Raw genomic sequence first — 25,042 nt, forward strand, 5'->3', positions numbered from 1 at the left:
AGGTGGCTGCATCTATCTATGCACAAGGAGGAGTTAGACTTACCATGCCAATCAAAATACCCGATACTCTACCAGCAAAAGAAGTACTTGAAGGAGAGAATATCTTCGTCATGGATGAAACTTCTGCATATCAGCAGGATATTCGTCCACTCCGTATCGCTATATTAAACCTGATGCCCACAAAGGAAACGACCGAAACACAATTGCTTCGTCTGGTGGGAAACACGCCTATTCAGGTGGATGTTGTTCTCGTACATCCCAAATCCCATACGTCGAAGAATACGTCTCAGGAGTATTTGGATCTGTTCTATAAAACCTTTGATGAGATTGAGCACCGTCGTTTCGATGGAATGATCATTACGGGTGCCCCGGTGGAACAGATGGATTTCGAAGACGTGAACTATTGGAATGAAATCCAGGAAATCTTCGAATGGACCAAAACCAATGTGACTTCAACCCTCCACATATGTTGGGCTTCCCAGGCAGGTTTATACCATCATTTTGACGTACCTAAGGTTGCACTGGATAAAAAGTGTTTTGGCGTTTTCCCGCATACCATCAATAAACCACATGTTCCGTTGTTGCGTGGATTCGATGAAGTATTCAACGTTCCACATTCCCGTCATACGGAAGTGAGACGCGAAGATATTGAAAAGAATGAGAATTTAGAGATTTTGGCTGAATCCGAGGAAGCGGGGATCTTCCTGGTTGCTACCAAAGACGGCAAACAGATTTTTGCCACAGGACATGCCGAGTATGACCCGTTCTCATTAAAGTGGGAGTATGACCGGGATACAGCCAAAGGGTTGGATATCGCATTGCCTAGACATTATTATCCGAATGACGATCCTTCCCGTGTGCCACCGGCTACTTGGCGCGCTCATGCCAACTTATTATTCTCTAACTGGCTCAATTACTATGTGTATCAAGAAACACCTTACGATATTGGCCCGCAAATCTAATCGAGATTACAGGAGGATGCAGCAATGGAAGACAACAACAAGTTGAAAATCGAAAGCCGCTTAGCACAAATTGGGTCCATCAATGAACCGGTAACAGGCGCCATTAACTTTCCGATCTATCAATCCACTGCGTTTCGCCACCCGAAGCTTGGACAAAGCACGGGGTTTGATTATATTCGTACAACTAATCCAACCCGTAAAGTGTTGGAAGAAGCGGCTGCAGCGCTGGAGTCCGGTGATGCAGGGTTCGCCTGTAGCTCGGGTATGGCCGCACTGCAAACGATCTTTGCCATGTTTGGTCAAGGGGATCATCTGATTGTATCGCTGGATCTGTATGGTGGAACCTATCGTCTGCTTGAACGCATCTTGTCCCGTTTCGGCGTAACTGCAAGTTATGTGGACACAAATGACCTTGCAGCATTGGAGAAGGTTCGTCAGCCGAATACCAAAGCTGTATTCATTGAAACACCAACCAATCCACTGATGATGATCACTGATGTGGAAGCTGTTGCTTCCTGGGCGAAAAGTTACAACCTGTTGACCATTGTTGACAACACGTTGTTGACTCCATTTTTCCAACGTCCGATTGAACTCGGTGCCGATATCATCATTCATAGCGCTACCAAATATCTGGGCGGACACAATGATGTGCTGGCCGGACTAATTATAACTAAGGGTGAGGCATTATCTGCAGAGATGGCATTCCTGCATAATTCCATTGGAGCGGTATTGTCACCAAGTGACTCCTACCAGTTGATGAAAGGTATGAAAACGCTGGCTCTTCGCATGGAGCGTCATGAATACAATGCGCTTACCATTGCCAAATATTTGCTTGAGCATCCAGCGGTGGGTGAAGTGTACCATCCAGGCCTGTCGGATCATCCGGGGTATGAGGTGCAGAATAAACAATCCACGGGTAACACAGGTATCTTCTCTTTCAAAGTGAAGGATGCACGTTATGTTGAACCATTGCTGCGTCATATCAAACTGATTGCTTTTGCCGAAAGTCTCGGTGGAGTGGAATCCCTCATGACCTACCCAGCGGTACAAACGCATGCGGATATTCCGCTTGAAATTCGTGATGCTGTAGGTGTGGATGATCGACTGCTCCGGTTCTCCGTAGGCATTGAACATGCGGATGATCTGATTGCAGATCTTGGCAATGCTCTTACTGCTGCACAACAGGAAGTTGAAGGAGGCGTGCACTCATGAGTGAGTCCAACAACAAGCCGAATTCCGAGTTGAAATTTGATACCAAATTGCTTCATTTTGGTGATGAGATCGACAAAACAACTGGAGCCTCCAGTGTACCAATCTATCAAGCTTCAACCTTCCATCATTTTGATATCTTCAATCCGCCTCAACATGATTACAGTCGTTCTGGTAATCCGACACGCCAGGCTTTGGAAGATTACATCACACTGCTGGAGGGCGGAGCACGGGGATTCGCCTATTCATCGGGAATGGCGGCGATCTCCAGCGTGTTCATGATGTTCTCCGCAGGAGATCACATGATTGTAACGGAAGATGTATATGGAGGAACGTATCGTTTGCTTACTTCCATATTAAGCCGTATGCAGATCGAGACGACCTTTGTGGACATGACCAATATAGATGAAGTAAAAGCGGCGCTCAAGCCAAACACCAAGGCAGTTTATATGGAAACACCATCCAACCCAACCCTGCGTATTACGGATATCGCTGCAGTGACTGACTGGTCGAAGGAACATGACCTGATCACGATTCTGGATAACACCTTTATGACACCGTACTATCAGCGTCCAATTGAGCTTGGCGTGGATATCGTTGTACATAGTGCTACCAAGTTTCTTGGAGGTCACAGTGATGTGTTAGCGGGGTTAGCAGTTGCTCGCACGGAATCACTTGGCGTACAACTGAAACAGTTGCAAAATGGACTCGGAACTGTACTCGGGGCACAAGAATCCTGGCTTCTGATGCGCGGGATGAAAACCTTGGGGGCTCGTATGGCTCATAGTGAACGGAGCACAGCTAAACTTGCGGCATGGCTTAATGAGCGCAGTGATATTACCGCTGTCTTTTATCCTGGACTGGAGGATCATCCGGGCCGCGAGGCACATGAGCGTCAATCCACAGGATATGGAGCTGTCGTTTCATTTGACGTCGGTTCAGGTGATCGCGCAAAAGCAGTTCTTAACCGGGTGAAGCTACCTATTGTTGCTGTAAGCTTGGGAGCTGTGGAGAGTATTCTGTCCTACCCAGCCATGATGTCTCATGCGGCAATGCCAGCTGAGGTTCGCCGTGACCGTGGCATTACAGACGGGTTGCTGCGCTTCTCCGTAGGTCTGGAAGATATCGAAGATCTCATTGTAGATTTGGAGCAAGCACTTCAGGAATCCTAGCAAAAGTGGATGCCCGAATACGCCGATGCGTATCACTTAAGTTCGAACTAATTCTTTTCCATATGTAAAAATTTTTACTTATTTTTAAAGCACCTGAACATAAGGTGCTTTTTTTCACATGTAACCTGTGTTACGATATGTGGAGTACAGAAATACGATGTTGCCACCAGAACTTGCTTCTCTTGAACAAGTTGGGACGGATCGTTATATAATTTCTCTTCATGAGGGAGGCTTTTTTACGATGAGTACGGTAGACCGTATCTTAGATAAAGCCCTTCGGGGCGAACGTTTGGACTTGGAAGACACGATTCAGTTATTTGAATCCAATGAAGTGGACAAAATCGGGGCAGCTGCTAATGTCATTATGAAACGCATGCACCCTGAACCATACAGAACATTTGTAATTGGGCGTAACGTCAACTACACAAACGTGTGTGATGTGTACTGCCGTTTTTGTGCTTTCTACCGCAGACCTGGTTCGGATGAAGGTTATGTGCTTCCGGACGAAGTTATTTTCCAGAAGATTCAGGAAACGGAAGATGTGAATGGTACCGAGATTTTGATGCAAGGTGGAACGAATCCAAACTTGCCTTTCAGCTATTATACAGACCTGTTGAAAGCCATCAAAGAGCGTTTCCCAAACATCACGATGCACTCTTTCTCCCCAGCGGAGATTATGAAAATGGTTGAAGTATCCGATGGCCTTACATTGGAAGAGGTTGTTCGTGCCATTCACGAAGCTGGACTGGATTCCTTGCCTGGTGGCGGCGCTGAAATTCTGGATGACCGCACACGTCGGAAGATTAGCCGTTTGAAAGGTTCATGGCGTGATTGGATGGACGTTATGCAAACTGCACACCGCATCGGTATGAACACCACGGCAACAATGGTTATCGGCCTTGGTGAATCGATGGAAGAGCGTGCATTGCACTTGCTCCGTGTACGTGAAGCTCAGGACGAATGTATTGCGAACAAGTATGATTCCGAAGGTTTCTTGGCGTTCATTCCGTGGACTTTCCAGCCAGACAATACCAACCTGAAGCTGGAGCGTCAGACTCCGGAAGAGTACTTGAAGACTGTAGCCATCAGCCGCCTGGTGCTGGATAATATCAAGAACATTCAATCCTCTTGGGTAACGATGGGTCCTGAGATTGGTAAGAAGTCGCTTGAATTTGGCTGCAATGACTTCGGTAGCACCATGATTGAAGAGAATGTAGTATCTGCTGCTGGTGCAACCTACAAAGTTAACATTGAATCCATTCTGCGTTTGATTCGGGAGTCCGGTTATATTCCGGCACAACGTAACACGCGATATGACATCGTTCGTATGTTCGACGAAGAAAATTCCGTGCATGAAGATTTCGTAATGCAGAACTAATTCTAATTAATTCAATACTACTCTTTATAAACTTTGATCGTTAGATAAGTATTTATGAAGCCAAGCCCGCTGACTACTCCGTTTGGAGAGACGGCGGGCTTTTTGATTTCTTTCTGTGGTTCGAGGTCATCAAACAGTACATGTTACGCAATTGGCGATATTTTATATTGAAATTGAACTGTTACAATGAAAGGGAACTTGTGTAGTCAGACACGCTGGAAGGGGTAAACCAATGAAGAGAAGAATACTTGGCAAGACAGAACTGAACGTACCTGTATTAAGCTTTGGAGCATCCTCTCTCGGTTCTGTATTTCGTGACATTGACCGGAACGAAGGGATTCGCACTGTACATGCGGCCGTAGATGCGGGGATGAATTACATAGACGTTTCGCCTTACTACGGACTGACAAAGGCAGAGACGGTGTTGGGTGAAGCCATCCGTAGCTTGCCGCGTAGTTCATATATGTTATCAACCAAAGCCGGACGGTATGGGGAAAATGAGTTTGATTTTTCACGTCAGCGGATTCTGGATAGTGTGCAAGAGAGCCTGGATCGACTGCATACAGACTATATCGACATTCTGTTCCTGCATGATATTGAATTTGTGCCAGCAGAGATTATTATCGAAGAAGCTTTTCCAACGTTGCTGCGTTTGAAAGAGCAGGGAGTTATACGACATGCGGGCATTTGTGGATTGCCCTTGCCGTTGTTCGAGAAGGTTCTGCCACAGATCGATGCAGATGCCATCATCTCGTATTGTCATTATTCATTAAATGATACTTCATTGTTATCGCTGTTACCGCTGTTAGAAAAAAAAGAAATTGGCCTTGTGAATGCTTCGCCTCTTTCTATGGGTTTGTTAAGTACCCGAGGTGCTCCTGCCTGGCATCCGGCAGATGATCGTGTGAAAGAGCTCTGCCTGAAGGCTGCCCGCTTCTGTGCAGAACAAAGCAGTGACATTGCCAAGCTGGCCGTGCAATTCTCAACGGCGAATGAACGTATACCAACAACACTGGTGAGCAGTGCCAACCAGCGCAATATTGTTAATAACGCAGCCTGGATAGAGGAACCGATAGATCAGGATCTGCTGGATGAAGTGCTGCGCATTCTGGCTCCATTGCATAACGAGACGTGGTCAAGCGGACGTCCTGAATATAATAATACAAAGAATAACAACATGACATCAGAAGCGTCTAAGGGGGAACAAGGATGAGAGCCATTGTATGTGAACAAATAGACCGTTTGGAGCTGCAAGATCTGCCTCAACCGGAACGAGCAGAAGGGGAGGCATTGGTTGCCATTCGACGAATTGGGATCTGTGGAACGGATCTGCATGCGTACAAAGGCAATCAGCCATTCTTTACCTACCCTCGCGTACTCGGTCATGAACTGGCGGCTGTTATTGAAGAGATCGGTCCGAACGATGCAGGGCTACAGCCAGGGGATCAGGTAAGTATTATTCCGTATCTGCATTGCGGTCATTGTATTGCATGTCGCAGTGGAAAAACCAATTGTTGTGCGTCCATGCAAGTCATGGGTGTGCACGTAGACGGAGGCATGAGAGAAAAAATCAGCGTGCCTGTCTCACATCTGCTCTCAGCAGAAGGTTTGACACTGGATGAGACAGCAATGGTTGAACCATTGAGCATTGGAGCCCATGCAGTCAGGAGAGCGGGAATCAAGCCAGGTGAGCATGTGGTTGTGATTGGAGCTGGCCCCATTGGATTGGGTGTGATGGCATTTGCCAAACAGGCGGGAGCACGTGTTATCGCCGTTGATCGTAATCTGGACAGACTGGAGCTTAGCCGGACTTGGGCTGGAGCCGATGACCTGGTACAGGCCAATGAACATACTGTACAACAAGTGGCTGACATCACGGGAGGCGACTATGCTACAGCTGTCTTCGATGCAACAGGTAACGTGAATTCCATGAATGATGCCATTCAATATGTGGCGCATAGTGGTCAACTCATTTTTGTAGGGCTGGTGAAAGCGGATATTACCTTTCATGACCCTGAGTTTCACAAGCGGGAGATGAGTATCCTGGGTAGTCGAAATGCAACCCGTGAAGATTTTGAACAGGTCCTGTCGACCTTGCGTCAAAAGAAATTAAGCATGGATGGGTATATCACACACCGAGTGGACTTTAAGGAGTTACCTTCTGCAATAGACCAATGGCTATTGCCAGATTCACATGTCGTTAAAGCCATTGTTGAACTATAATAACAATTAATTATAATAACAGAAAAAAACGCTCTCTGACCTTGGTGGACAATACTGTCCATCCATAGGGGAAGAGAGCGTTTTTTGTAAGTTGAATTAAAATTACACGATAACGAAGAGGACAGAAAAAACCTGAAAAAGCGAAGCGTTCGCCTGAAAGATTTCTGAAAGAAAGCTGCTTCGAAAGCATACGCTATCCCCGGATTTTTCCCTTCAGAAAAGGGAATTGAAAAAATCTGGGGATAACAGCGATTGGAAGGTTGTTCTGTCATCGTAGTGTCAGTGTAAATATCTTTAGTTCAACTTACATGAGCTATTATTTTTCCGGATTTGTCACAATACCCGCATGTGGATCAATGTGACGCACAATGGACTTCAACCAGATCATCTCCAGAACATGTACCTCATAATAAAGTGCACCCGGGATCTGCCTGATCCATCCTTCCGCCATCGCGAGTTGTGTTGAGTCAGAAGTGGCTTCCAGCGTTCCAGGTTCACGGCGCAGCCGTTTGCGTACAGCTTTTTCAACTTGAGAGCTTTGTGTGGTCAAAATGCATACTTTGCGTTTGGAAGAGAAACCCCTGAACGCAATGTACACCATTTCATAAGCAATAAGATAGGCGATTACGGAATACATCGCTTGGTCCCAACCAAAGACAACACCAGCAGCTGTCAGTATCAACAAATTAAGCAGCATGATTATTTTTTCGATAAGCATCCGTTTTCCGCTAAATACACGTTCAGGTGGGCGGGAAGACGGATCACCGATTTCCAGCGTATCCAGTGTCCCACCATACCGCACGACGAGCCCAATTCCGAGTCCGAGGCATAATCCGCCAAACATGGCGGCAGCCAGCGGATGCTCTACAAGTGGCGGCATGGGATGAAGCACAATGGCACCGATCGAAAAGACAACCAGACCCAGAACAGTAACCAGTACAAATTTCTTCTGCACAATCTTGTAGGACAGAAATATAAACGGAACATTGAATAAAAATAGGAATAATCCAATTCTCATTTCGGTCCAGTGGGCGAACAGGGAGGAAATGCCTGTAATGCCTCCAATAATGATCTTATTGGGGTGTAAGAACAATTCAAGTCCCACGGAGGCCAGAATTCCACCGACAATCACAAGTAACAGGTTTAACCAGCGGCGGGAAGACGAGATTCTGGTCTTGGCGGTGTTTGGCACCGGATTAGCCGATATCAGAGGTGCTTTCATAGGTCATCCTCCTTAGTGCGGCTTTCGAGCCATCCCCCTGGGTTAGTCACAGAAAGATCGGCGTAGAGCCGCGAAGTACGATAGTATGTCTGTTCTGCACAGACATAGGGATTATCCTTCTTTCTGCAGAACCTTCGGTTCTTCTTTCTTTTTCCGAGGATCTTTGAACTTAAATATTTTATCCAATAAACGGAATACATGTTTGGACTCTTTGGTTAATAAAGGACCCAGAATGGCCAGAATTAGGACATACAGTGCGGCAAACGGTTGAATCATTGGCAGCAGTCCTCCTGCTTTACCCATGTTGGCCAAGATGATGGAGAATTCACCCCGTGACACAATGGTTAATCCAATATTGGCCGATGCTTTGGGCGATAGTCCTGCACTGCGTCCGGCCATCATACCTGCCAGGAAGTTACCGAACAATGTAATAACAACTGCAATCAGAGCTAACCATACGGCTTCGCCACCCAAGGACAACGGATCAATGGACAATCCAAAGCTGAAGAAGAAGATGGCTCCGAAGAAGTCACGGAACGGCAGAATCAAGTGCTCAATCCGCTTCGCGTGTTCTGTTTCAGCAAGCACCAGTCCAACCAGTAATGCACCAATCGCTTCGGCAACATGAATGGTTTCAGAGAAACCGGCTACCAGGAACAAGGCTCCAAATACAACAAGAGAGAATAGCTCATTCGATCGAATTTTAAGCAATTTGTTTAGTAGTGGTGTTGCTTTGCGTCCAAGGATAATCACGATAAGCATGAATCCGAGGGCAATAAGTGCGGACATGATGACGCCTCCGATGGAGGATGAATCACTAAGCACAAGTCCGGACAAGATCGAGATATATACAGCGAGGAATACATCTTCGAACATAATAATACCGAGTATCATCTCTGTTTCCGGGTTGGCCGTTCGTTTCAAATCAACGAGTACCTTGGCCACGATGGCACTGGAAGAGATGGTAGTTATACCTGCGATAATAAGTGCTTCTGCAACTGGGAAACCGGACATAAATCCGAATATTAATCCCAGCGTAAAGTTAATCCCGATGTAGATCGAGCCGCCAACTGCAATAGAGCGACCCGATTTAATTAAACGACCTACCGAGAATTCAAGTCCAAGGTAGAAGAGAAGGAACAGGATACCGATCCGACCCATAAATTCAATAAAAGGCTGACTCTCAATAAAGCGGAAGTCCAGATGCCAGATTTTCATGGCATGTGGCCCAACGGCCATCCCGATCAGAATATAAAACGGAACGACCGAAAATCTTAGTTTTGCCGATAAAAGGCCGGCTGCCGCAATGAGCACAAGGGCCAGACCTACTTCGAATATCAAATGATCCATCTATTTACCCCCTTCCAGTCAGGAGGAGGGATTTAAACAGTTTCTGCTGATTGCGTTCGCCAACGGCTACTACCGTGGATTCTGCACTGATAACTACCTCCGGACCTGGGCTGATATGTTTTTTGTGATTTTTCTCTACAACGGCGATAACCGTTGCCCCAGAGTTTTGACGCACGTCCAATTCACCGATGGATTTGCCGATACTCCCAAAGGAAGGTTCGATTTTGTACCACTCGATAATCAGGTCGTCAAACGTTACTTCAATATTTTCAAGCTGCTTTGGTTTGTAAGTTAATCCACCAACAATAGCAGCAATTTGTCGTGCTTCGTAATCGTCAAGTGTGATCATCGAGATGCTTTGATCGGGATCATCATACTCGAAGTGGTACATTTCCCGGCGACCGTCATCGTGAATAATAATGACAATTTTATCACCGCTGCTTGTTTCAATCTGAAATTTTTTGCCGATTCCCGGCAAGTCTGTTTCGCGTACATCCATGGATTGTTGCCTCCTTATAATTAGGGGCTGGCCACAGAAGACAGGCTTATTTCCCGAAAATGATAAATCTGCTGCTCAAAGGAACATCAAAAGATGCGGGTAAACAGAGCCAGAAATTCCTGACACAGCCATATGATTTGAATTTGTCGATGTGGGTACAACAAAAATAGGTACTGTCGTAAACATTGGTTTATCTAACGTGTGCTAAAAGGGTTATAAGTTATGCACAAGCGCACCGTCTTAAATACAGAGGTGTCTCCATGCAAAAGCAACCTGTAAATACGGTGTAACGGCTAGTGAAGAGCGTTCACGTATTTTGGTGCTATAGGGGTGAGGGATACATACATGCTGGTAAACTTAATAGGTAGCAGAAATAATCTGCGTTTAAACAGACAATACCACGGTTTAAAGGACAGACCCGTTGTAGGGATTCGCAGCATCAATAACAATGCGAGGACAAGAAAGACAGGCTTATTATGCGTAACCGCAATCAGCTTGGACATAACTTGTGGGTATTTGCGAATAACAGGTTTCTGCTGGGATTCGGGTATTTGCGACAGCACTTCCTTGTTGGAAGTTGCGTCAACAGACACCCCAACGGCAGATTCGGACTGCATCGGAATAGGGAAGCACAAGGCTTGGAAAACGCACAAAATGATAATGATAGTGTAGTGGAGTATTCTAGGTTGTTGTCTCATTTTGGCTTCCCTCCTTTTCCGTGAAACATACTGTTATTAAAATAATAACACATTTTTGTCTTAACTCCAAACCTCTTCATAATATACTGAGAAATCATGACACGCTTTCCATCAATCCGCTTCGTATATCCCCATCGGCCTTGCCATATACTTTGAACAGGAAGGAAAGGAGTGATTCTTGTGGAACTGTTTGCTGTATGGACCGATGTATCGGGGCAAGAGGAAGCGGATCAATTTTATCGTTGTGTCAAGGAAAAAACCAAAGGTTTACATATAAGTAAAAGAGGATTTCGGCTCACCTTCAAACATAATGATGGAAGAGCAACCTGGGTATGCAGAGGGAATGAGAATCACGAAGACTTCCAGCAATGGCTTCCCCGGATCAGTGATCTGCTCTCCCTTGGACTCGCCGACTTCATTATGGAGACACAAGAACGGAACATGGTGGAGGATATGATCGCCAAGGCATGTTCTGTCATGGATGAGCATGAGGTGGAGAAGGTCAATCGAATCTGCATGCCACTTCTATTAAATGGTGATCTGGATCAGCCCGGACTTCGGGAGCGCCGACGTACTACATTAGCCAGTGGACTAAGGCAGGACCTGGAGGATGTTCACTTTTTTCACCTTGAAGGCATTATCAACTTCCGCATACGGCCATATAAGCAGGAGCTTCAGGAATTAGTGGAGTATGCGCTCGATGAGTTCTGGATGGATCGGCAGTATGAAGAGTTTATGGGGCTGTTGAAATATTTTGTGTTTTTTCAAGAAGCCAAAGTACCTCTGGTCCATCTTGTACACAAGGGAATGCATGAATTTCAGGTGCTGGATGCTGGACTTAATCTGTTACCCGTGCAAAAGGATGAACAGGTTGTTGTGGAAATGCCGGGTCTGGAACTGGAGATGGATATTGAAGATATGATTGTAAGTACACTCATCTCTATCTCTCCTGAGAAAGTCATGCTTCATACACGTACCCCGGATCTGCCAATCATCTCGACCATATGCCAGATCTTTGAAGACAAAGTGCAAATATGTCATCATTGCCCGGAATGCGAAGTGCTGCGCTCAGGATTGTTGACAGGTCTTGACGCAAGTGATCTCGGCAATTATAATAACTGTTGATCCATGAATTTTTCATGTGAACCATTGAACCAAAAGCGTTGACAAAGACAATGACCACACGCTAGATCAGTGCAGAGAGAGGAACCTAGGCTGAAATTTCCTCCGGATATCACGTATGGTTTACCCCTTTGTAGCTGCAATTTTGAAAGTGGAGTTAGAATATCGCCTTTATTGGGGATTATCCGCGAGTAAGGATCTGCCGGGTCATGCCCGTTATCGTCATGCCAATGAGGGCTGTATTTGCGAATAGGATGAATCAGCTGAATTAGGGTGGAACCACGAGTATATAACACTCGTCCCTTTGCCGGGACGGGTGTTTTTTGCGTTCCTTTGCAAAATGACTGGAACAGCAATAGATAATCAGTCCATAAATATCTGGACACGAAGGTTACATTAACAGGAGGAATGAGACAAATGGCAGTGAACATTAAACTACCGGATGGTTCGGTACGTGAGTACGCGGATGGCAGCACCATTGAGGACGTAGCCGCTTCGATTAGCAGCGGATTGCGCAAAAATGCCGTAGCCGGCAAGCTGGATGGTATCGTGGTGGACTTGTCCACAACACTTCATGAGGGAGCATTGGTGGAGATCGTAACTCTGGATTCACCAGAAGGACTTGAAGTGATGCGTCATAGTACAGCTCACTTGATGGCTCAAGCAGTGAAACGTTTATATGGTAACAAAGAGGTACGCCTCGGTATTGGCCCTGTCATCGAAGATGGTTTCTACTATGATATGGACCTCGAACACCCGCTTAATCCTGAAGATCTGCAAAAGATCGAGAAGGAAATGGAACGTATTGTAAACGAGAACTTGCCAATTGTACGTAAGGAAGTTAGCCGCGAGGACGCGATCAAAACGTTTGAAGAAGTGGGCGATCCTTACAAGCTTGAGTTGATTCGTGATTTGCCAGCGGACAGCGTGATCACGATTTATGAGCAAGGTGAATTCTTCGACTTGTGTCGTGGCCCTCACGTTCCATCGACTAGCAAAATCAAAGTGTTCAAACTGATGAATGTTGCTGGTGCTTACTGGCGTGGAGATAGCAAAAACAAAATGCTTCAACGTATCTATGGTACGGCTTTTGTGAAAAAAGCACAGCTGGACGAGCATTTGCACTTCCTCGAAGAAGCTAAAAAACGGGATCACCGTAAGTTGGGTAAAGAGCTGGAAATGTTCACATTCTCCCAACTGGTCGGTCAAGGCTTGCCAATCTGGTTGCCTAACGGTGCGAAGCTGCGCCGTACTCTGGAGCGTTATATTGTGGATCTGGAAGAAAGCCTGGGATACCAGCATGTATACACACCAGTTCTGGGTAACGTGGAATTGTACAAAACATCTGGACACTGGGAGCACTACCAGGAAGATATGTTCCCGAAAATGGTAATGGATAACGAGGAACTTGTTCTCCGTCCAATGAACTGTCCTCACCATATGATGGTGTACAAGTCCAGCATGCACAGCTACCGTGATCTGCCAATCCGTATTGCGGAGCTTGGCATGATGCACCGTTATGAAATGTCGGGGGCGTTAACAGGTCTGCACCGTGTACGTGCAATGACACTGAACGACTCACACATTTTTGCTCGGCCGGATCAGATCAAAGAAGAGTTCGCTCGTGTTATCGAGTTGATTCAAACCGTGTACAAGGATTTTGGTATCAACGAATATCGTTTCCGTCTGTCCTATCGCGATCCGAAGGATACCGAGAAATACTTCCAGAACGACGAGATGTGGGAGATGTCCCAACGCATGCTGCGTGAAGTTGTGGAAGAACTTGACCTTCCTTTCTATGAAGCTGAAGGTGAAGCGGCGTTCTACGGTCCGAAGCTGGATGTGCAGATCAAAACAGCCCTGGGCAAAGAAGAGACATTGTCTACAGTTCAACTGGACTTCCTGTTGCCTGAGCGCTTTGAACTTGAATATGTGGGAGATGACGGACAGAAACATCGTCCGGTCGTTATTCACCGCGGTGTAATTAGTACAATGGAACGTTTCACAGCATTCTTGCTGGAGAACTTTGCAGGAGCTTTCCCGCTGTGGTTGTCTCCGGTTCAGGCTAAAGTGATCCCGGTATCCGGAAACTTCGACGATTATGCGCGTGAAGTGGAAGCGAAGCTGAAACGTGCGGGAATCTCTGCTGAAGCCGATCTGCGGAATGAGAAGCTTGGATATAAAATCCGTGAGGCGCAGCTTGAGAAAATGCCTTATATGTTTGTTGTTGGTGAGAATGAGCGTAATGCAGAAGCAGTATCCGTGCGTAAGCGTGGAGAAGGCGATCTGGGCATGAAACCGGTTGATGAAATTATTGCTCAATTGAAAGAAGAAATTGCAACACGTTTGGTATAAATGAACAAATGATCTATCAGATAACCAGCGCATAAGCTGCGCTGATCATCTGCATAACGCCTGGATAACATGGGATTGACCTATGTTATCCAGGCGTTTTTTCGTAGTGTTTGCAGTAAAAAGTATAGATTAATTGCTTTTTGGAAAACCTTTGCAGTGAGGGGGAGGTTATACAATGAAAAAGCAATTCTCAATTCAAAAGAAACATATACGGGGTTTATTGGTTGGCTGTGTGATGTTCGCCGGGATGATGATTAACCTGAATCAGGCGAATGCCTATACATTTGAAGAGGAAAGTACAGTACTGCATGTCGAGAGTCAGAGCAGCGGCAGTGAAGGTCTGATGATTGAAACTTCGAGCAAGTCTGATCAAGAATTTCCGGAACAGGTCAGCCATCAATACAGCGATGAGGCCCAGCTGACAACCATGGTGTATATGGCTTTATTGTGGTCACCACAACCAATGGTCATTCCAAGACCTGAGCTTCCAGAAAAACAAGTGGCAGATCCTTCTATGCCGGTGCTTGCTCCGCGTTCAGAACAAATTCTGGGTACACAAAAGGTTACAGCAACGGGATATACGGCAGGTGTGGAGTCTACAGGAAAAGGACCCAAACATCCTCAATACGGAATTACGTATTCCGGTGTCAAAGTACGCCGTGATAAAGAAACAGTTTCCACGATTGCAGCTGATCCAAAATTATTCCCAATGGGTTCCATTCTGTATATTCCGGGCTATGGTTACGGAATTGTTGCAGATACGGGTTCAGCGATCAAAGGCAATAAAATCGATCTGTATTTCCCGACAACCAAGCAAGTGTACAAAGAGTGGGGCAAAAAGGATGTGGAGGTACAGGTGATCAGGCAAGGCGCTGGAAAGTGTACAGAAAAGATGCTCAGCGAGTTGGCCGATGCGATCGATGTGTACAAATCTGTACCGGATTCCTGGCTGGACAAAGCCATTTAATTTCACATGTGAACATGAATAACAGAAGTGCTCTCTCCACATAATATTGACTGGGGACGAACCCCGCGGTGCAGCAATGCATCGTAAATATGAAGAGAGAGGTGATTCGTTGTGGCTAAGAAATCACAAGGGTACCAAACGCCAAACGAGAAGTACAATGCAGAGTTTGGAGAAGAGAATGCAGCAGCAAAAGTGAAGCAATCCGCTCAAAACAAAGTACAAGATAATTTCCAAACACCTGATGAAAAATACAATGCCGAGTTCGGTGTAGAAAACACAGGCCAAACTGGCCAAGGTCAAGGCAAAGCATCAAAATACAAAAAATAATTGAAGATTCATTAATCAAATGATGATTCAGCACCCTGGAGCAGCAGCTCCGGGGTGTTTTACATATGCGAAGTTTTTTACATTAATATCCTCCCATCTCAGTCTCGAGACCGAGATGAATTCCATCTGCCGCCGCTGTTCGCATTGTCTTGTCTGAGTTACACTGGATACATAATACAGACAAAGGAGACATGAGCGATGAAACGATCGACGCGTGACCGCTGGTGGGTTGGCATACCTCTTATTGCTATTGGTGCGATGATCTTGTTCAGACAATTGGGATATGACATTGATGTAGGATATATTTTCAGAACATATTGGCCGTTATTTCTAATCTGGTGGGGGGCCAAAGGAATATCCGAGATTCGTCGCAACGGGGGTTACGCCTTTATTGGACCGGTAATTGTACTGGCGATAGGTGGTTACTTTCTTGCCCGTAACCTGGGATGGATTGATTACTCCATGGGGGAGTTCATTCGTTATCTGATCCCGGTTATGCTGATTGGCGGAGGATTGTTTGTACTGATTGGGCCACGACGTCGTGATCGGAAACATCATGACAAGATGCAGCCACCTCCAGCACCTGAGCAACCTTATAAACCGTTGTCCCCTGAGGATCTGGAGATGCCGTCGTCGTTTGACGAACAATTCGAGAAAACATTTGGCAAACCAAAACAGGAACAGAAGAACGATCCACATGGCCCTCATTTCACAGGATCAACGGATTCATCATCACAAGGGCATCAATATAAGAAGAAACATCAATCGTATAACTCTAACGATATCGGATATGGAGAACATTATGATGATGGCTACGGAAATGGTTATGGGGATTATGGCAGTGGCAATACCATTAACAAATCGGCGTTCATTGGTGATCTGTACATGGGGCAGGAAGTGTTCTCGTTGAAACCAATGAACATCTCGGCTTTTATCGGAGATACTGTAATTGATTTGACCAAGGCACAGATTCCTTATGGGGAGACGAAGATTGTCATTTCTTCATTTATTGGGGATGTGAAAGTATTTGTTCCAGAAGATATGGATCTGGGTGTGACGGTGACGACAAATTCCTTCATTGGAGATATGTCACTGTTGAACCAGAAACGCGGCGGATTCCTGAGCAGTGCTCAAGCTGAAACGGCTCATTATCGTGAAGCAAGCAAAAAGGTACGCGTTATTGTAAGTGTGTTTATCGGAGACGTCAAAGTGAATAAGGTGGGTTAACGCATGATTCGAACAATTCTCAAGGCCAATAAATGGGAACTGATGATGTATTTTGCGCTAACTGGTCTGATTACGCTGGGCGGCTTCTATCTATTGTATGGAGAGGTATTGATGGGGGCTGGTCGTCAGCGGGCATGGACCTATGTAGCCGTTGTTGTGCTGGCCACCGTTATTACCGGATATATCGCTGCATTACGGCTTCAGCGCAAGATCGACCTGCTAGATCTCAACATGTTAAAAGTATCCAAGGGTAATCTGGCAGTGCGTATGCCTGAAGCGGATGACGCTTCGTTTGGTCGTGTCTATCAGGAGTTCAATGTCATGATGGATTCAATTGAGAAAAAGATGAGACTGCTTCAGCGCCTCGGTGAGCAGGAAGTCATTGAGAAGGAGCAAGCCTCGGAGCGGGCTGTGCTTGAAGAGCGCAAACGAATGGCAAGGGACCTCCATGACACGGTTAGCCAGCAGCTGTTTGCCATGCATATGTCGGCTTCGTCCTTACCGCGACTGCTGGAGATGAATCCGGAACATGGTGGTAAAGTACTGGACCAGTTGATCCAGATGTCACATATTGCACAGCGTCAGATGCGAGGACTGATTGCCCAACTTCGACCGGTGGAGCTGGAAGGGCGTGACCTCACCGCAGCACTGGATAGTTGGTTTCCTGATTATTGCAGGCAGAATGGTCTTAAAGGTGTGAAAGAGCTGGAACTGGATGGCGGAATCTCGGATGCCATTGAGCACCAGCTGTTTCTTGTTATTCAGGAGGCAGTTGCCAATGTTGTGAAGCATGCAGAGGCGGGAGTGGTTAGTCTGTCCATACGGGAGAGTGAACATCAGATCAGCATGAGCATCAGCGATGATGGTCAGGGATTTTTGCAGCAAGCGGAGCGTCCGGGTTCATACGGGTTATCTACCATGCGTGAACGGGCGGAGAAGCTTGGGGGGCAAGTTCAGATTATATCGAAACCGGGAGCGGGAACGACGGTGCGGGTATTGATCCCGAAATTCCCGAACGTTCCTGAGTGAACCAGAGGGGGAGACGGAATGAGTGGTAAAGTAAACGTGATGATTGTGGATGACCATGATATGGTGCGCATGGGGTTGAAAACATATCTAATGCTGGAACCTACTTTTCATGTGATGGGAGAAGCGGGCCATGGGCAGGATGCACTTGATCAGTTACGTAAGTTAAATGATAGTGAAATGCCGGACCTGATTCTAATGGATCTGATGATGCCGGTAATGAATGGCGCTGAAGCAACAAAAGCCATTATGACTGAATTTCCAGGGATGAAAATTGTGATGCTTACCAGTTTCCTGGAGGATGATCTGGTTGTGCAAGCGATTGAAGCGGGTGCGGTAAGTTATGTACTGAAGACAGTCTCTGCTGAAGAACTGATCTATGCTCTGCAAGGGGCCTATAGAGGCATGCCTGTTATGACAGGTGATGTGTCGCAGGCGTTAACCCGGGGAATCAGACAACGTACAGCGAGAGAGAGTGAATCGGGTCTGACTGAACGGGAGAAGGAAGTGCTGCTGCTTATTGCAGAGGGGAAGACCAACAAAGACATTGGAGAAGAATTACATATCAGTATCAAAACCGTCAAAACACATGTGAGTAACCTGCTGATGAAATGTGAGATGGACGATCGTACACAATTGGCAATCTATGCGCATCGTCAGGGATGGGTGAAAACGAAAGGGTAAAATGCTGTCATGACGGGGAAAAGAGTCTATTCTTACGTGCTTTTATCTCCTTTTTAATTGTTTTTAAGGTACGGTTAAGGTTTAAAGTACAAAATAAGGACAGTTAAAGAATATCTCTTGGGAATAAGAGATTGGGAGGTAGAGAGGCATGGACGAACGCAACTATAGATCGAACCGTCAAGACGAGGAAAACGAAACCAAACAAACGGAGAACCGCAATTCTTCCGGAACGGACGAATCCTCCTATTATTATTCTTATGGACCTTTTCAGTCCGTGAATCAGGAAGATACAGCAAATCACATGGGAAGCAATAATCAGCGTGAAGAAGGAAATGTAGAGATTACAAAACCTGATCCGGTGAGACCCGTACCTACTTACTATAACAGTGAATCATCCGAACAAGCGAAAAGATCATCAGCAGGCGGCGGAAACGGCTCAGGTAACGGTGGAGATCAAGGGAATGGTGGCAAAGGCAACTGGAACTATAATAACCGCAAGCCACGCTCTTCCGTAAGATCACTTCTATTTTCCTTTATTGCCGGTATGCTGGTCATCACAGTTCTCATGTACACAGCTGACAGAACAAACATGTTTACACCGGAGACGGCACTCACGAACACGGAAAATCAAAGTTCAGGACAGGAAGCGTCCACAAACACAGGCGGAGGCAACAATGTCACAGCGTCGTTACTGCCAACAGGCAAAGAAGATGTGTCTTCCGTAGTAACAAGTACAAGTCCGGCTGTCGTCAAAATTGAAACACTCGCGAAGCAGTCCTCACGTACAGGATTGGGTCAGGGTGGATCAAATACAAGTGATCCGCTGTACCAATACTTCTTCGGTAATGGCGGCGGAACAGAAGGCAATCAAGGCCAAAGCCAGCAACCACAAAGTAGTAATCAGCTTGTGCCTATGGGCATTGGTTCCGGATTCATTTTTGACAAAGAAGGATATATCCTGACGAATCAACACGTGGTTCAGGGTGCAGACGTAATCCAGGTAACCCTGGAGAACAACAGCAAACCTTATGAAGCTAAACTTCTGGGAAGTAGCTTTGATCTGGATTTGGCTGTATTGAAAATTGAGAAAAACAGTGGTGACGATGCGTTCCCTGTAGCTCCACTGGGTGATTCCAACAGTACTCAAGTCGGTGAATGGCTTGTAGCTATTGGTAACCCTGAAGGATTCGAACACACGGTTACAGCAGGTGTATTGAGTGCCAAAGAACGTACGATCAGCATTCCAGATGAAGAAACAGGAAAAACACGTGAGTACAGCCACTTGCTGCAAACAGATGCTTCCATTAATCCGGGTAACTCCGGTGGTCCGTTGCTTAACCTAAATGGGGAAGTTATTGGAATGAACGTTGCAGTAAGCGCAGATGCACAGGGTATTGGTTTTGCAATCCCGTCGAGCGTCATCTCTGAAGCTGTTAAATATCTTAAAGAAAACAAAGAAGTTCCCAAAGAGCCAGTACCCTTTATCGGTGCGTCTCTGATGGCTCTCACGCCTGAAGTTGCTAAACAAATGGGAACAGACGTTACCGAAGGTTCTGTCGTAGCCAGCACGATCTTCCAATCACCGGCTTACCAAGCAGATCTTCGTGCATATGACATCATCACAGGTGCCAACGGTACGCCGTACGCGACAAGTCAAGATCTGATTGATTTTATCAAGAAACAGGAAATCGGCAGTGAAGTGACATTAAACGTGGTACGTGACGGTAAGAAGATGGATCTGAAAATCAAAATCGGCAACAAAAATGATTTTGATACTTCACAAACAACAGATACACAACAGCAGCAACCATAAATATCGGGCAAGGATTAACAGAACGGAAGGGTTTGAAGGCCCTTCCGTTTTTTTTGCCCTGATGGAGCAAGGTTACAATGGACCAGGACGGATTGGAGACGCCTACTTGAAGATGCAGATTGTGCTTCTGCCTGTTACAATGGGATAAAACGTTAGGATAAAGGAGAAAGACCACCATGCGCTCAACTATTTTGATTGTGGATGATGACGAAAAAATTGTATCCATGCTCCGCCGGGGGCTGGCTTTTGAAGGATATGAGGTACAGACGGCTTCCAATGGAGCCGAAGGCCTCAGCAAACTGATGGACAAGGAGCCGGACATCGTTGTGCTGGATGTGATGATGCCGCAGATTGACGGATTTGAGGTATGTCGCAGATTGAGAGAAGCAGGCAGTAAAGTGCCTGTGCTGATGCTGACGGCCAAGGATGAAGTACAGAGCCGGGTGACCGGACTGGACACGGGAGCCGATGACTACCTTGTAAAACCTTTTGCACTGGAAGAATTGTTGGCACGTGTCCGTGCATTGCTGCGCCGCAAGTCAGATAGTACGGGTACGCCGGACAACCGCTTAATGTATGAAGATATCATTTTGGACAATGACTCACGTGAAGTATTGCGAGATGGGCAGCGGCTGGAGCTGACTGCCAAAGAATTCGAACTGTTGAATCTGTTCATGCAAAATCCAAGACGGGTACTGTCCCGTGATCTGATTATGGACAAAATCTGGGGTTATGATTACAGCGGTGAGTCTAACGTGCTCGAAGTGTACATTGCCATGCTCAGACAGAAGACCGAAGAATACGGTGGCAAGCGTCTAATCCAGACCATCCGGGGAGCCGGCTATATTCTGAGAGGTGACTCTTGATATGTCCATCCGGTTAAGACTAACCGCATGGTATTCTGGCATTTTGGCGGCTGTTCTTATCTTTTGGGGTGTTGTAATCTATGCCTTTGTGTATTTTAACTCCTATCAGGAAGTCGAACAGCAATTGAAGGTGAAGAGTACCCGGATTACGGAACAGATTGGTGTTAATCCTCTTTCACAGTCGTTGGATCTGGACCCCTTTACAGAGAGTCAGCTTCAGGAGGCACAAATTTACATTCAACTCTGGGATTATCAGAGTCGCTCAGGCATAATTTCCGGCAATATGAAAAAACTGGAGATTCAGTTTCCGGTATTAAAAGCCAATGAAATTCTTGAAAAGCGAGGCATATCCAAGATCTATGTGGATGGTACACCCTTTCTGGTGAATCAGCTTCCCCTTTCTCTTCAGGGAACCAATGAAGTACGTGGGATTCTTCAGGTAGGTGCGAATGTAAGTTCACAGGAGCGCTTGCTGGAGGCGTTGCTTAATATTTTGGTTTTTGGCTGGCTGGTAGCGATGGCCCTCGCTATTACCTCAGGTCTCGTCTTGGCTCGCAAGTCGATGCGTCCGCTCGTGACTGTCATTGATGCCGCCAATCAGATTCAATCTGGAGATGACTTAAGTGTACGTATTCAATATGCTGGGCCGAAGGATGAGATCGGGCGTCTGATTGAAACGGTGAATAATATGCTTGAACGTACAGAATTGTCATTCCGTGGTTTAGAGGAGACGAATGCTGCCCAGCGCCGCTTTGTATCCGATGCATCACATGAACTGCGTACGCCGCTGACCACCATTCGCGGGAACGTAGACTTCTTGAAGAAGTTATGGGATCAGGAGGGAACCGACCGACCGAATCTGGATGAGGAGACTGTCAAACAAATGTCGCTGGAAGCCATTGAAGACATGGCGGACGAGGGAAAACGTATGAGCAGGCTGATCAGCGACATGTTATCGCTGGCGAGAGCGGATACGGGTCAGAAAATTGAACTGAATCCGATCCCGCTGCAGATACTCGTACAGGAAGTGGCACGCAGAGCAAAATTTCTGGATCGTCAGGCAGACTGGCTTCCAGGAGATTTTTCCATCCTTAACGGCATTTATGTGAACGGTAGCAAGGACTATCTGCAACAGATGTTGTTTATTTTCATCGAAAATGCGTTTAAATACACACCTGAAGGCTCTGTGACGCTGGATGCCGTATTATACAAAGGTCAGGTGGGACTACGCATCAGCGACACCGGTATTGGGATGGATCGGGACGAAGTGCCGTTCATCTTTGATCGCTTCTATCGGGCAGATGAATCCCGTGGGGCTACACCGGGCATCGGTCTGGGACTTTCGATTGCAAAGTGGATTATTGAGGAACACCATGGATCGGTTGAGGTTGTGACCAGACGTGGAGAAGGAACCACCTTTATTATCTGGTTGCCGGTTGTCTTTGCTCCGCCTATCGAATAAAGGTATAATAGACAGGACTGCAATTACATCGGCAACGTTGCCGAGAAAGAAAGCGGGTGGCAACCAAGTGGAAGTACTACGAATTTCGCCGCGTGGATATTGTTACGGCGTTGTGGATGCGATGGTGCTCGCGCGTCAAGCGGCACGCAATCTGGATTTACCACGACCTATTTATATATTGGGTATGATTGTGCATAACCAACATGTGACGGATTCCTTTGAAGATGAAGGTATTATTACATTGGATGGTCCGAACCGGATGGATATTTTGAGCCAAGTGGAGAGTGGCACGATTATTTTCACAGCTCATGGTGTATCTCCTGAAGTGCGCAAGTTGGCACGGGACAAAGGGTTGACAACAGTGGATGCAACATGCCCTGATGTCACCAAGACCCATGATCTCATTCGGGAGAAGACGGCAGAGGGTTATCAGATCATCTATATCGGCAAAAAGAATCACCCTGAACCAGAAGGTGCCGTAGGTGTTGCACCGGATCTCGTTCATCTGATTGAGAAGGAAGAAGAGATCGAAGAACTGAACGTATCTCCAGGCAAAATCCTTATTACAAATCAGACAACGATGAGCCAGTGGGATATCAAACACATTATGAGCCGTCTGCTGGAGAAGTTTCCGGGCGCAGAGATTCATAATGAGATTTGCCTCGCTACTCAGGTTCGTCAGGAAGCTGTCGCGGAACAGGCAGGTCAAGCGGACCTGGTTATCGTGGTGGGTGATCCTCGCAGCAATAACTCTAACCGTCTGGCACAAGTGTCGGAGGAGATCGCCGGGGTTACGGCCTACCGTGTATCCGATGTCTCCGAGATTCAGCAAGAATGGCTGAAAGGTGTAAATAAGGTGGCGGTTACTTCGGGTGCATCAACACCAACACCGATCACGAAGGAAGTCATCCTTTACCTGGAACAGTATGAACATGACAAGCCGGAGACGTGGGAGATCAAACGTACCGTGAACATGAGCAAACTGCTGCCTCCAGTTAGAGAAAAAACACGTACACCGTAGGGCACGGCTAATGTAAAAGTAAGCCTAAGCCTAAGTCTAAGTGTATGTGAATTATAAACGAGATGTGAATGAGAAGAATCCTGTTATGCAGATCCGAATGTCGGAGCTTGTGGAGCAGGGTTCTTTTTGTATATGGATAAGGAATGTGTACCTTGACGCAATAAGATAACTATGGTATATTCACTTTAACGGATAAAAGCTTAAAAGCGAACAAGCGTTTAAGCGCGACAGAGTTTTTATATTTAATCAGACGCACGTTAAGAAATTATGGTGCTCTCATACAAGGAAGGATGGGAATTAATATGATCGTTATTGCAGGCAAAGCTACACCGGAGGAACAGATTCAGGATATCGTTGCAGTTATTGAAAAAGAAGGGCTTCAGGTGCATATCTCTCGCGGAGAGGATCGTACCATCATTGGTTTGATTGGTAAAGTTGAACCTAAAATGCAAGAGCATCTTCGCCAAATGAAAGGTGTCGAGAATGTCGTTAAAATCTCGAAGTCCTACAAATTGGCAAGCCGTGACTTCCATCCGGAAGATACGGTAATCTCCATCAAGGGTGTAGATATCGGCGGAAAAGAACTTGTTGTCATGGGTGGACCATGTGCGGTTGAATCCGCTGCACAGATTGATGAGATTGCCGGGCTTGTGAAAGCTGCTGGTGGGCAAGTGTTACGTGGGGGAGCATTTAAGCCTCGTACGGGTCCTTACAGCTTCCAAGGAACGGGCGTAGAGGGATTGATCATGATGGCGGAAGCAGGAAAGAAACATGATCTGCTGACCATTACAGAAGTCATGACACCCGAATATGTGGATATTTGCGCCGAGTACGCCGATATTCTGCAAGTAGGTACACGTAACATGCAGAACTTTGACCTGCTCCGCAAATTGGGTGAGTGTGGCAAACCGGTATTGTTGAAACGTGGTTTCAGTGCGACATACGATGAATTGTTGAATGCGGCTGAATACATTCTTGCGGGTGGTAACCCAAATGTTATGCTGTGTGAGCGTGGTATTCGTACGTTTGAATCCTACACACGGAATACGCTGGATCTGTCAGCGATCCCTGTTCTGCAGTCTCTGAGCCATTTGCCGGTTATTTCCGATCCGAGCCATGGTACTGGACGCCGTGAACTGGTAGAACCGATGACAAAAGCTTCCGTTGCTGCGGGTGCCAATGGCCTGATCATTGAAATGCATACTGATCCGGATAACTCCATGACAGGAGATGGTGTGCAATCCTTGTTCCCTGACCAATTCGCCAACCTGTTGCAGGATCTGGAGAAATTGGCACCAATCGTGGGTAAATCATTCAGCACAGCCAAACAACCGGCAGAATTTTTCCCGGCACGTGTAGGCGTATAATAAGAATTTCATAGGCAAGGTCTGGATCATCATCCGGGCATCTCCTCTGGTCTCGTTCATTGCAACGGAATCAGATAGATGCTCGGTTTTTT

Annotated in this window: 22 protein-coding genes; 18 read left to right on the top strand and 4 right to left on the bottom strand. The window is 46.4% G+C overall.

Annotated features, from left to right (window positions below; translation table 11 throughout):
* The first annotated feature begins 44 nt into the window (after nt 1-44).
* The 6 genes from metA to MKY87_RS24825 all read left to right on the top strand — a co-directional run bounded on the left by metA (nt 45) and on the right by MKY87_RS24825 (nt 6,944).
* Nucleotides 45-962 carry a homoserine O-acetyltransferase MetA gene (metA, locus tag MKY87_RS24800; protein ID WP_340908695.1) on the top strand — a complete coding sequence of 306 codons (918 nt, stop codon included), beginning with the start codon at nt 45-47 and terminating at the stop codon, nt 960-962.
* 24 nt (nt 963-986) lie between these two features.
* The gene (locus MKY87_RS24805; RefSeq protein ID WP_253432814.1) at nt 987-2,174 is read left to right on the top strand and encodes a PLP-dependent transferase; all 1,188 of its coding nucleotides are present in this window, start codon (nt 987-989) and stop codon (nt 2,172-2,174) included.
* Nucleotides 2,171-3,343 carry a trans-sulfuration enzyme family protein gene (locus MKY87_RS24810; RefSeq protein WP_036669808.1) on the top strand — a complete coding sequence of 391 codons (1,173 nt, stop codon included), beginning with the start codon at nt 2,171-2,173 and terminating at the stop codon, nt 3,341-3,343. The genes MKY87_RS24805 and MKY87_RS24810 overlap by 4 nt, the downstream gene beginning before the upstream one ends.
* Before the next feature lie 241 nt (nt 3,344-3,584).
* Complete coding sequence (gene mqnC, locus MKY87_RS24815) at nt 3,585-4,721, top strand: cyclic dehypoxanthinyl futalosine synthase (RefSeq protein ID WP_124113707.1); 1,137 nt, start codon at nt 3,585-3,587, stop codon at nt 4,719-4,721.
* Nucleotides 4,722-4,953: 232 nt separating this feature from the next.
* The gene (locus MKY87_RS24820; protein WP_340966642.1) at nt 4,954-5,934 is read left to right on the top strand and encodes an aldo/keto reductase; all 981 of its coding nucleotides are present in this window, start codon (nt 4,954-4,956) and stop codon (nt 5,932-5,934) included.
* Nucleotides 5,931-6,944: a zinc-binding alcohol dehydrogenase family protein gene (locus MKY87_RS24825; RefSeq protein ID WP_340966643.1), complete on the top strand. Its 1,014-nt coding sequence runs from the start codon at nt 5,931-5,933 to the stop codon at nt 6,942-6,944. The genes MKY87_RS24820 and MKY87_RS24825 overlap by 4 nt, the downstream gene beginning before the upstream one ends.
* 316 nt (nt 6,945-7,260) lie before the next feature.
* On the opposite strand, the gene MKY87_RS24830 is transcribed toward MKY87_RS24825, so the two are convergent.
* From MKY87_RS24830 to MKY87_RS24845, 4 genes are all read right to left on the bottom strand, one after another.
* Nucleotides 7,261-8,166, bottom strand: coding sequence for a YitT family protein (locus tag MKY87_RS24830; RefSeq protein ID WP_340966644.1), 906 nt, complete (start codon nt 8,164-8,166; stop codon nt 7,261-7,263).
* 111 nt (nt 8,167-8,277) lie between these two features.
* Nucleotides 8,278-9,516, bottom strand: a complete 1,239-nt coding sequence (locus MKY87_RS24835; protein WP_076289901.1) for a cation:proton antiporter — start codon at nt 9,514-9,516, stop codon at nt 8,278-8,280.
* Nucleotides 9,517-9,520: 4 nt separating this feature from the next.
* Nucleotides 9,521-10,015 (bottom strand): cation:proton antiporter regulatory subunit, encoded by a 495-nt coding sequence (locus MKY87_RS24840; protein ID WP_036610059.1) that lies wholly within the window; start codon nt 10,013-10,015, stop codon nt 9,521-9,523.
* A gap of 293 nt (nt 10,016-10,308) precedes the next feature.
* Entirely contained in the window at nt 10,309-10,713 is a 405-nt protein-coding gene (locus tag MKY87_RS24845) for a hypothetical protein (protein WP_339784935.1), read from the bottom strand.
* Nucleotides 10,714-10,893: 180 nt separating this feature from the next.
* On the opposite strand from MKY87_RS24845, the gene MKY87_RS24850 reads away from it, so the two are divergent.
* From MKY87_RS24850 to aroF, 12 genes are all read left to right on the top strand, one after another.
* Entirely contained in the window at nt 10,894-11,838 is a 945-nt protein-coding gene (locus tag MKY87_RS24850; RefSeq protein ID WP_340966645.1) for a putative sporulation protein YtxC, read from the top strand.
* A gap of 414 nt (nt 11,839-12,252) precedes the next feature.
* Nucleotides 12,253-14,190 carry a threonine--tRNA ligase gene (gene thrS, locus MKY87_RS24855; RefSeq protein ID WP_340966646.1) on the top strand — a complete coding sequence of 646 codons (1,938 nt, stop codon included), beginning with the start codon at nt 12,253-12,255 and terminating at the stop codon, nt 14,188-14,190.
* 427 nt (nt 14,191-14,617) lie between these two features.
* A complete protein-coding gene (locus MKY87_RS24860; protein WP_081595013.1) occupies nt 14,618-15,157 on the top strand; it encodes a 3D domain-containing protein in 540 nt (179 codons plus the stop codon).
* Between the two features lie 111 nt (nt 15,158-15,268).
* Nucleotides 15,269-15,484: a hypothetical protein gene (locus tag MKY87_RS24865; protein WP_036610057.1), complete on the top strand. Its 216-nt coding sequence runs from the start codon at nt 15,269-15,271 to the stop codon at nt 15,482-15,484.
* Between the two features lie 198 nt (nt 15,485-15,682).
* Nucleotides 15,683-16,711: a cell wall-active antibiotics response protein LiaF gene (gene liaF / locus MKY87_RS24870; protein WP_340966648.1), complete on the top strand. Its 1,029-nt coding sequence runs from the start codon at nt 15,683-15,685 to the stop codon at nt 16,709-16,711.
* Nucleotides 16,712-16,714: 3 nt separating this feature from the next.
* Nucleotides 16,715-17,740: a HAMP domain-containing sensor histidine kinase gene (locus tag MKY87_RS24875; protein WP_036669825.1), complete on the top strand. Its 1,026-nt coding sequence runs from the start codon at nt 16,715-16,717 to the stop codon at nt 17,738-17,740.
* An 18-nt stretch (nt 17,741-17,758) separates the two neighbouring features.
* The gene (locus MKY87_RS24880) at nt 17,759-18,421 is read left to right on the top strand and encodes a response regulator (protein ID WP_017689597.1); all 663 of its coding nucleotides are present in this window, start codon (nt 17,759-17,761) and stop codon (nt 18,419-18,421) included.
* 148 nt (nt 18,422-18,569) lie between these two features.
* A complete protein-coding gene (locus tag MKY87_RS24885) occupies nt 18,570-20,234 on the top strand; it encodes a S1C family serine protease (RefSeq protein WP_340908669.1) in 1,665 nt (554 codons plus the stop codon).
* Between the two features lie 176 nt (nt 20,235-20,410).
* Nucleotides 20,411-21,100 carry a response regulator transcription factor gene (locus MKY87_RS24890; protein WP_340966650.1) on the top strand — a complete coding sequence of 230 codons (690 nt, stop codon included), beginning with the start codon at nt 20,411-20,413 and terminating at the stop codon, nt 21,098-21,100.
* Between the two features lies 1 nt (nt 21,101).
* Nucleotides 21,102-22,562 (top strand): sensor histidine kinase, encoded by a 1,461-nt coding sequence (locus MKY87_RS24895; protein WP_340966652.1) that lies wholly within the window; start codon nt 21,102-21,104, stop codon nt 22,560-22,562.
* A 67-nt stretch (nt 22,563-22,629) separates the two neighbouring features.
* The gene (locus tag MKY87_RS24900; protein ID WP_091032713.1) at nt 22,630-23,583 is read left to right on the top strand and encodes a 4-hydroxy-3-methylbut-2-enyl diphosphate reductase; all 954 of its coding nucleotides are present in this window, start codon (nt 22,630-22,632) and stop codon (nt 23,581-23,583) included.
* Between the two features lie 302 nt (nt 23,584-23,885).
* A complete protein-coding gene (gene aroF / locus MKY87_RS24905; protein ID WP_036610039.1) occupies nt 23,886-24,950 on the top strand; it encodes a 3-deoxy-7-phosphoheptulonate synthase in 1,065 nt (354 codons plus the stop codon).
* The last annotated feature ends 92 nt before the right edge of the window (nt 24,951-25,042 follow it).

It is taken from the genome of Paenibacillus sp. FSL R7-0198 (genome assembly GCF_038000415.1).
Taxonomy (GTDB): domain Bacteria; phylum Bacillota; class Bacilli; order Paenibacillales; family Paenibacillaceae; genus Paenibacillus.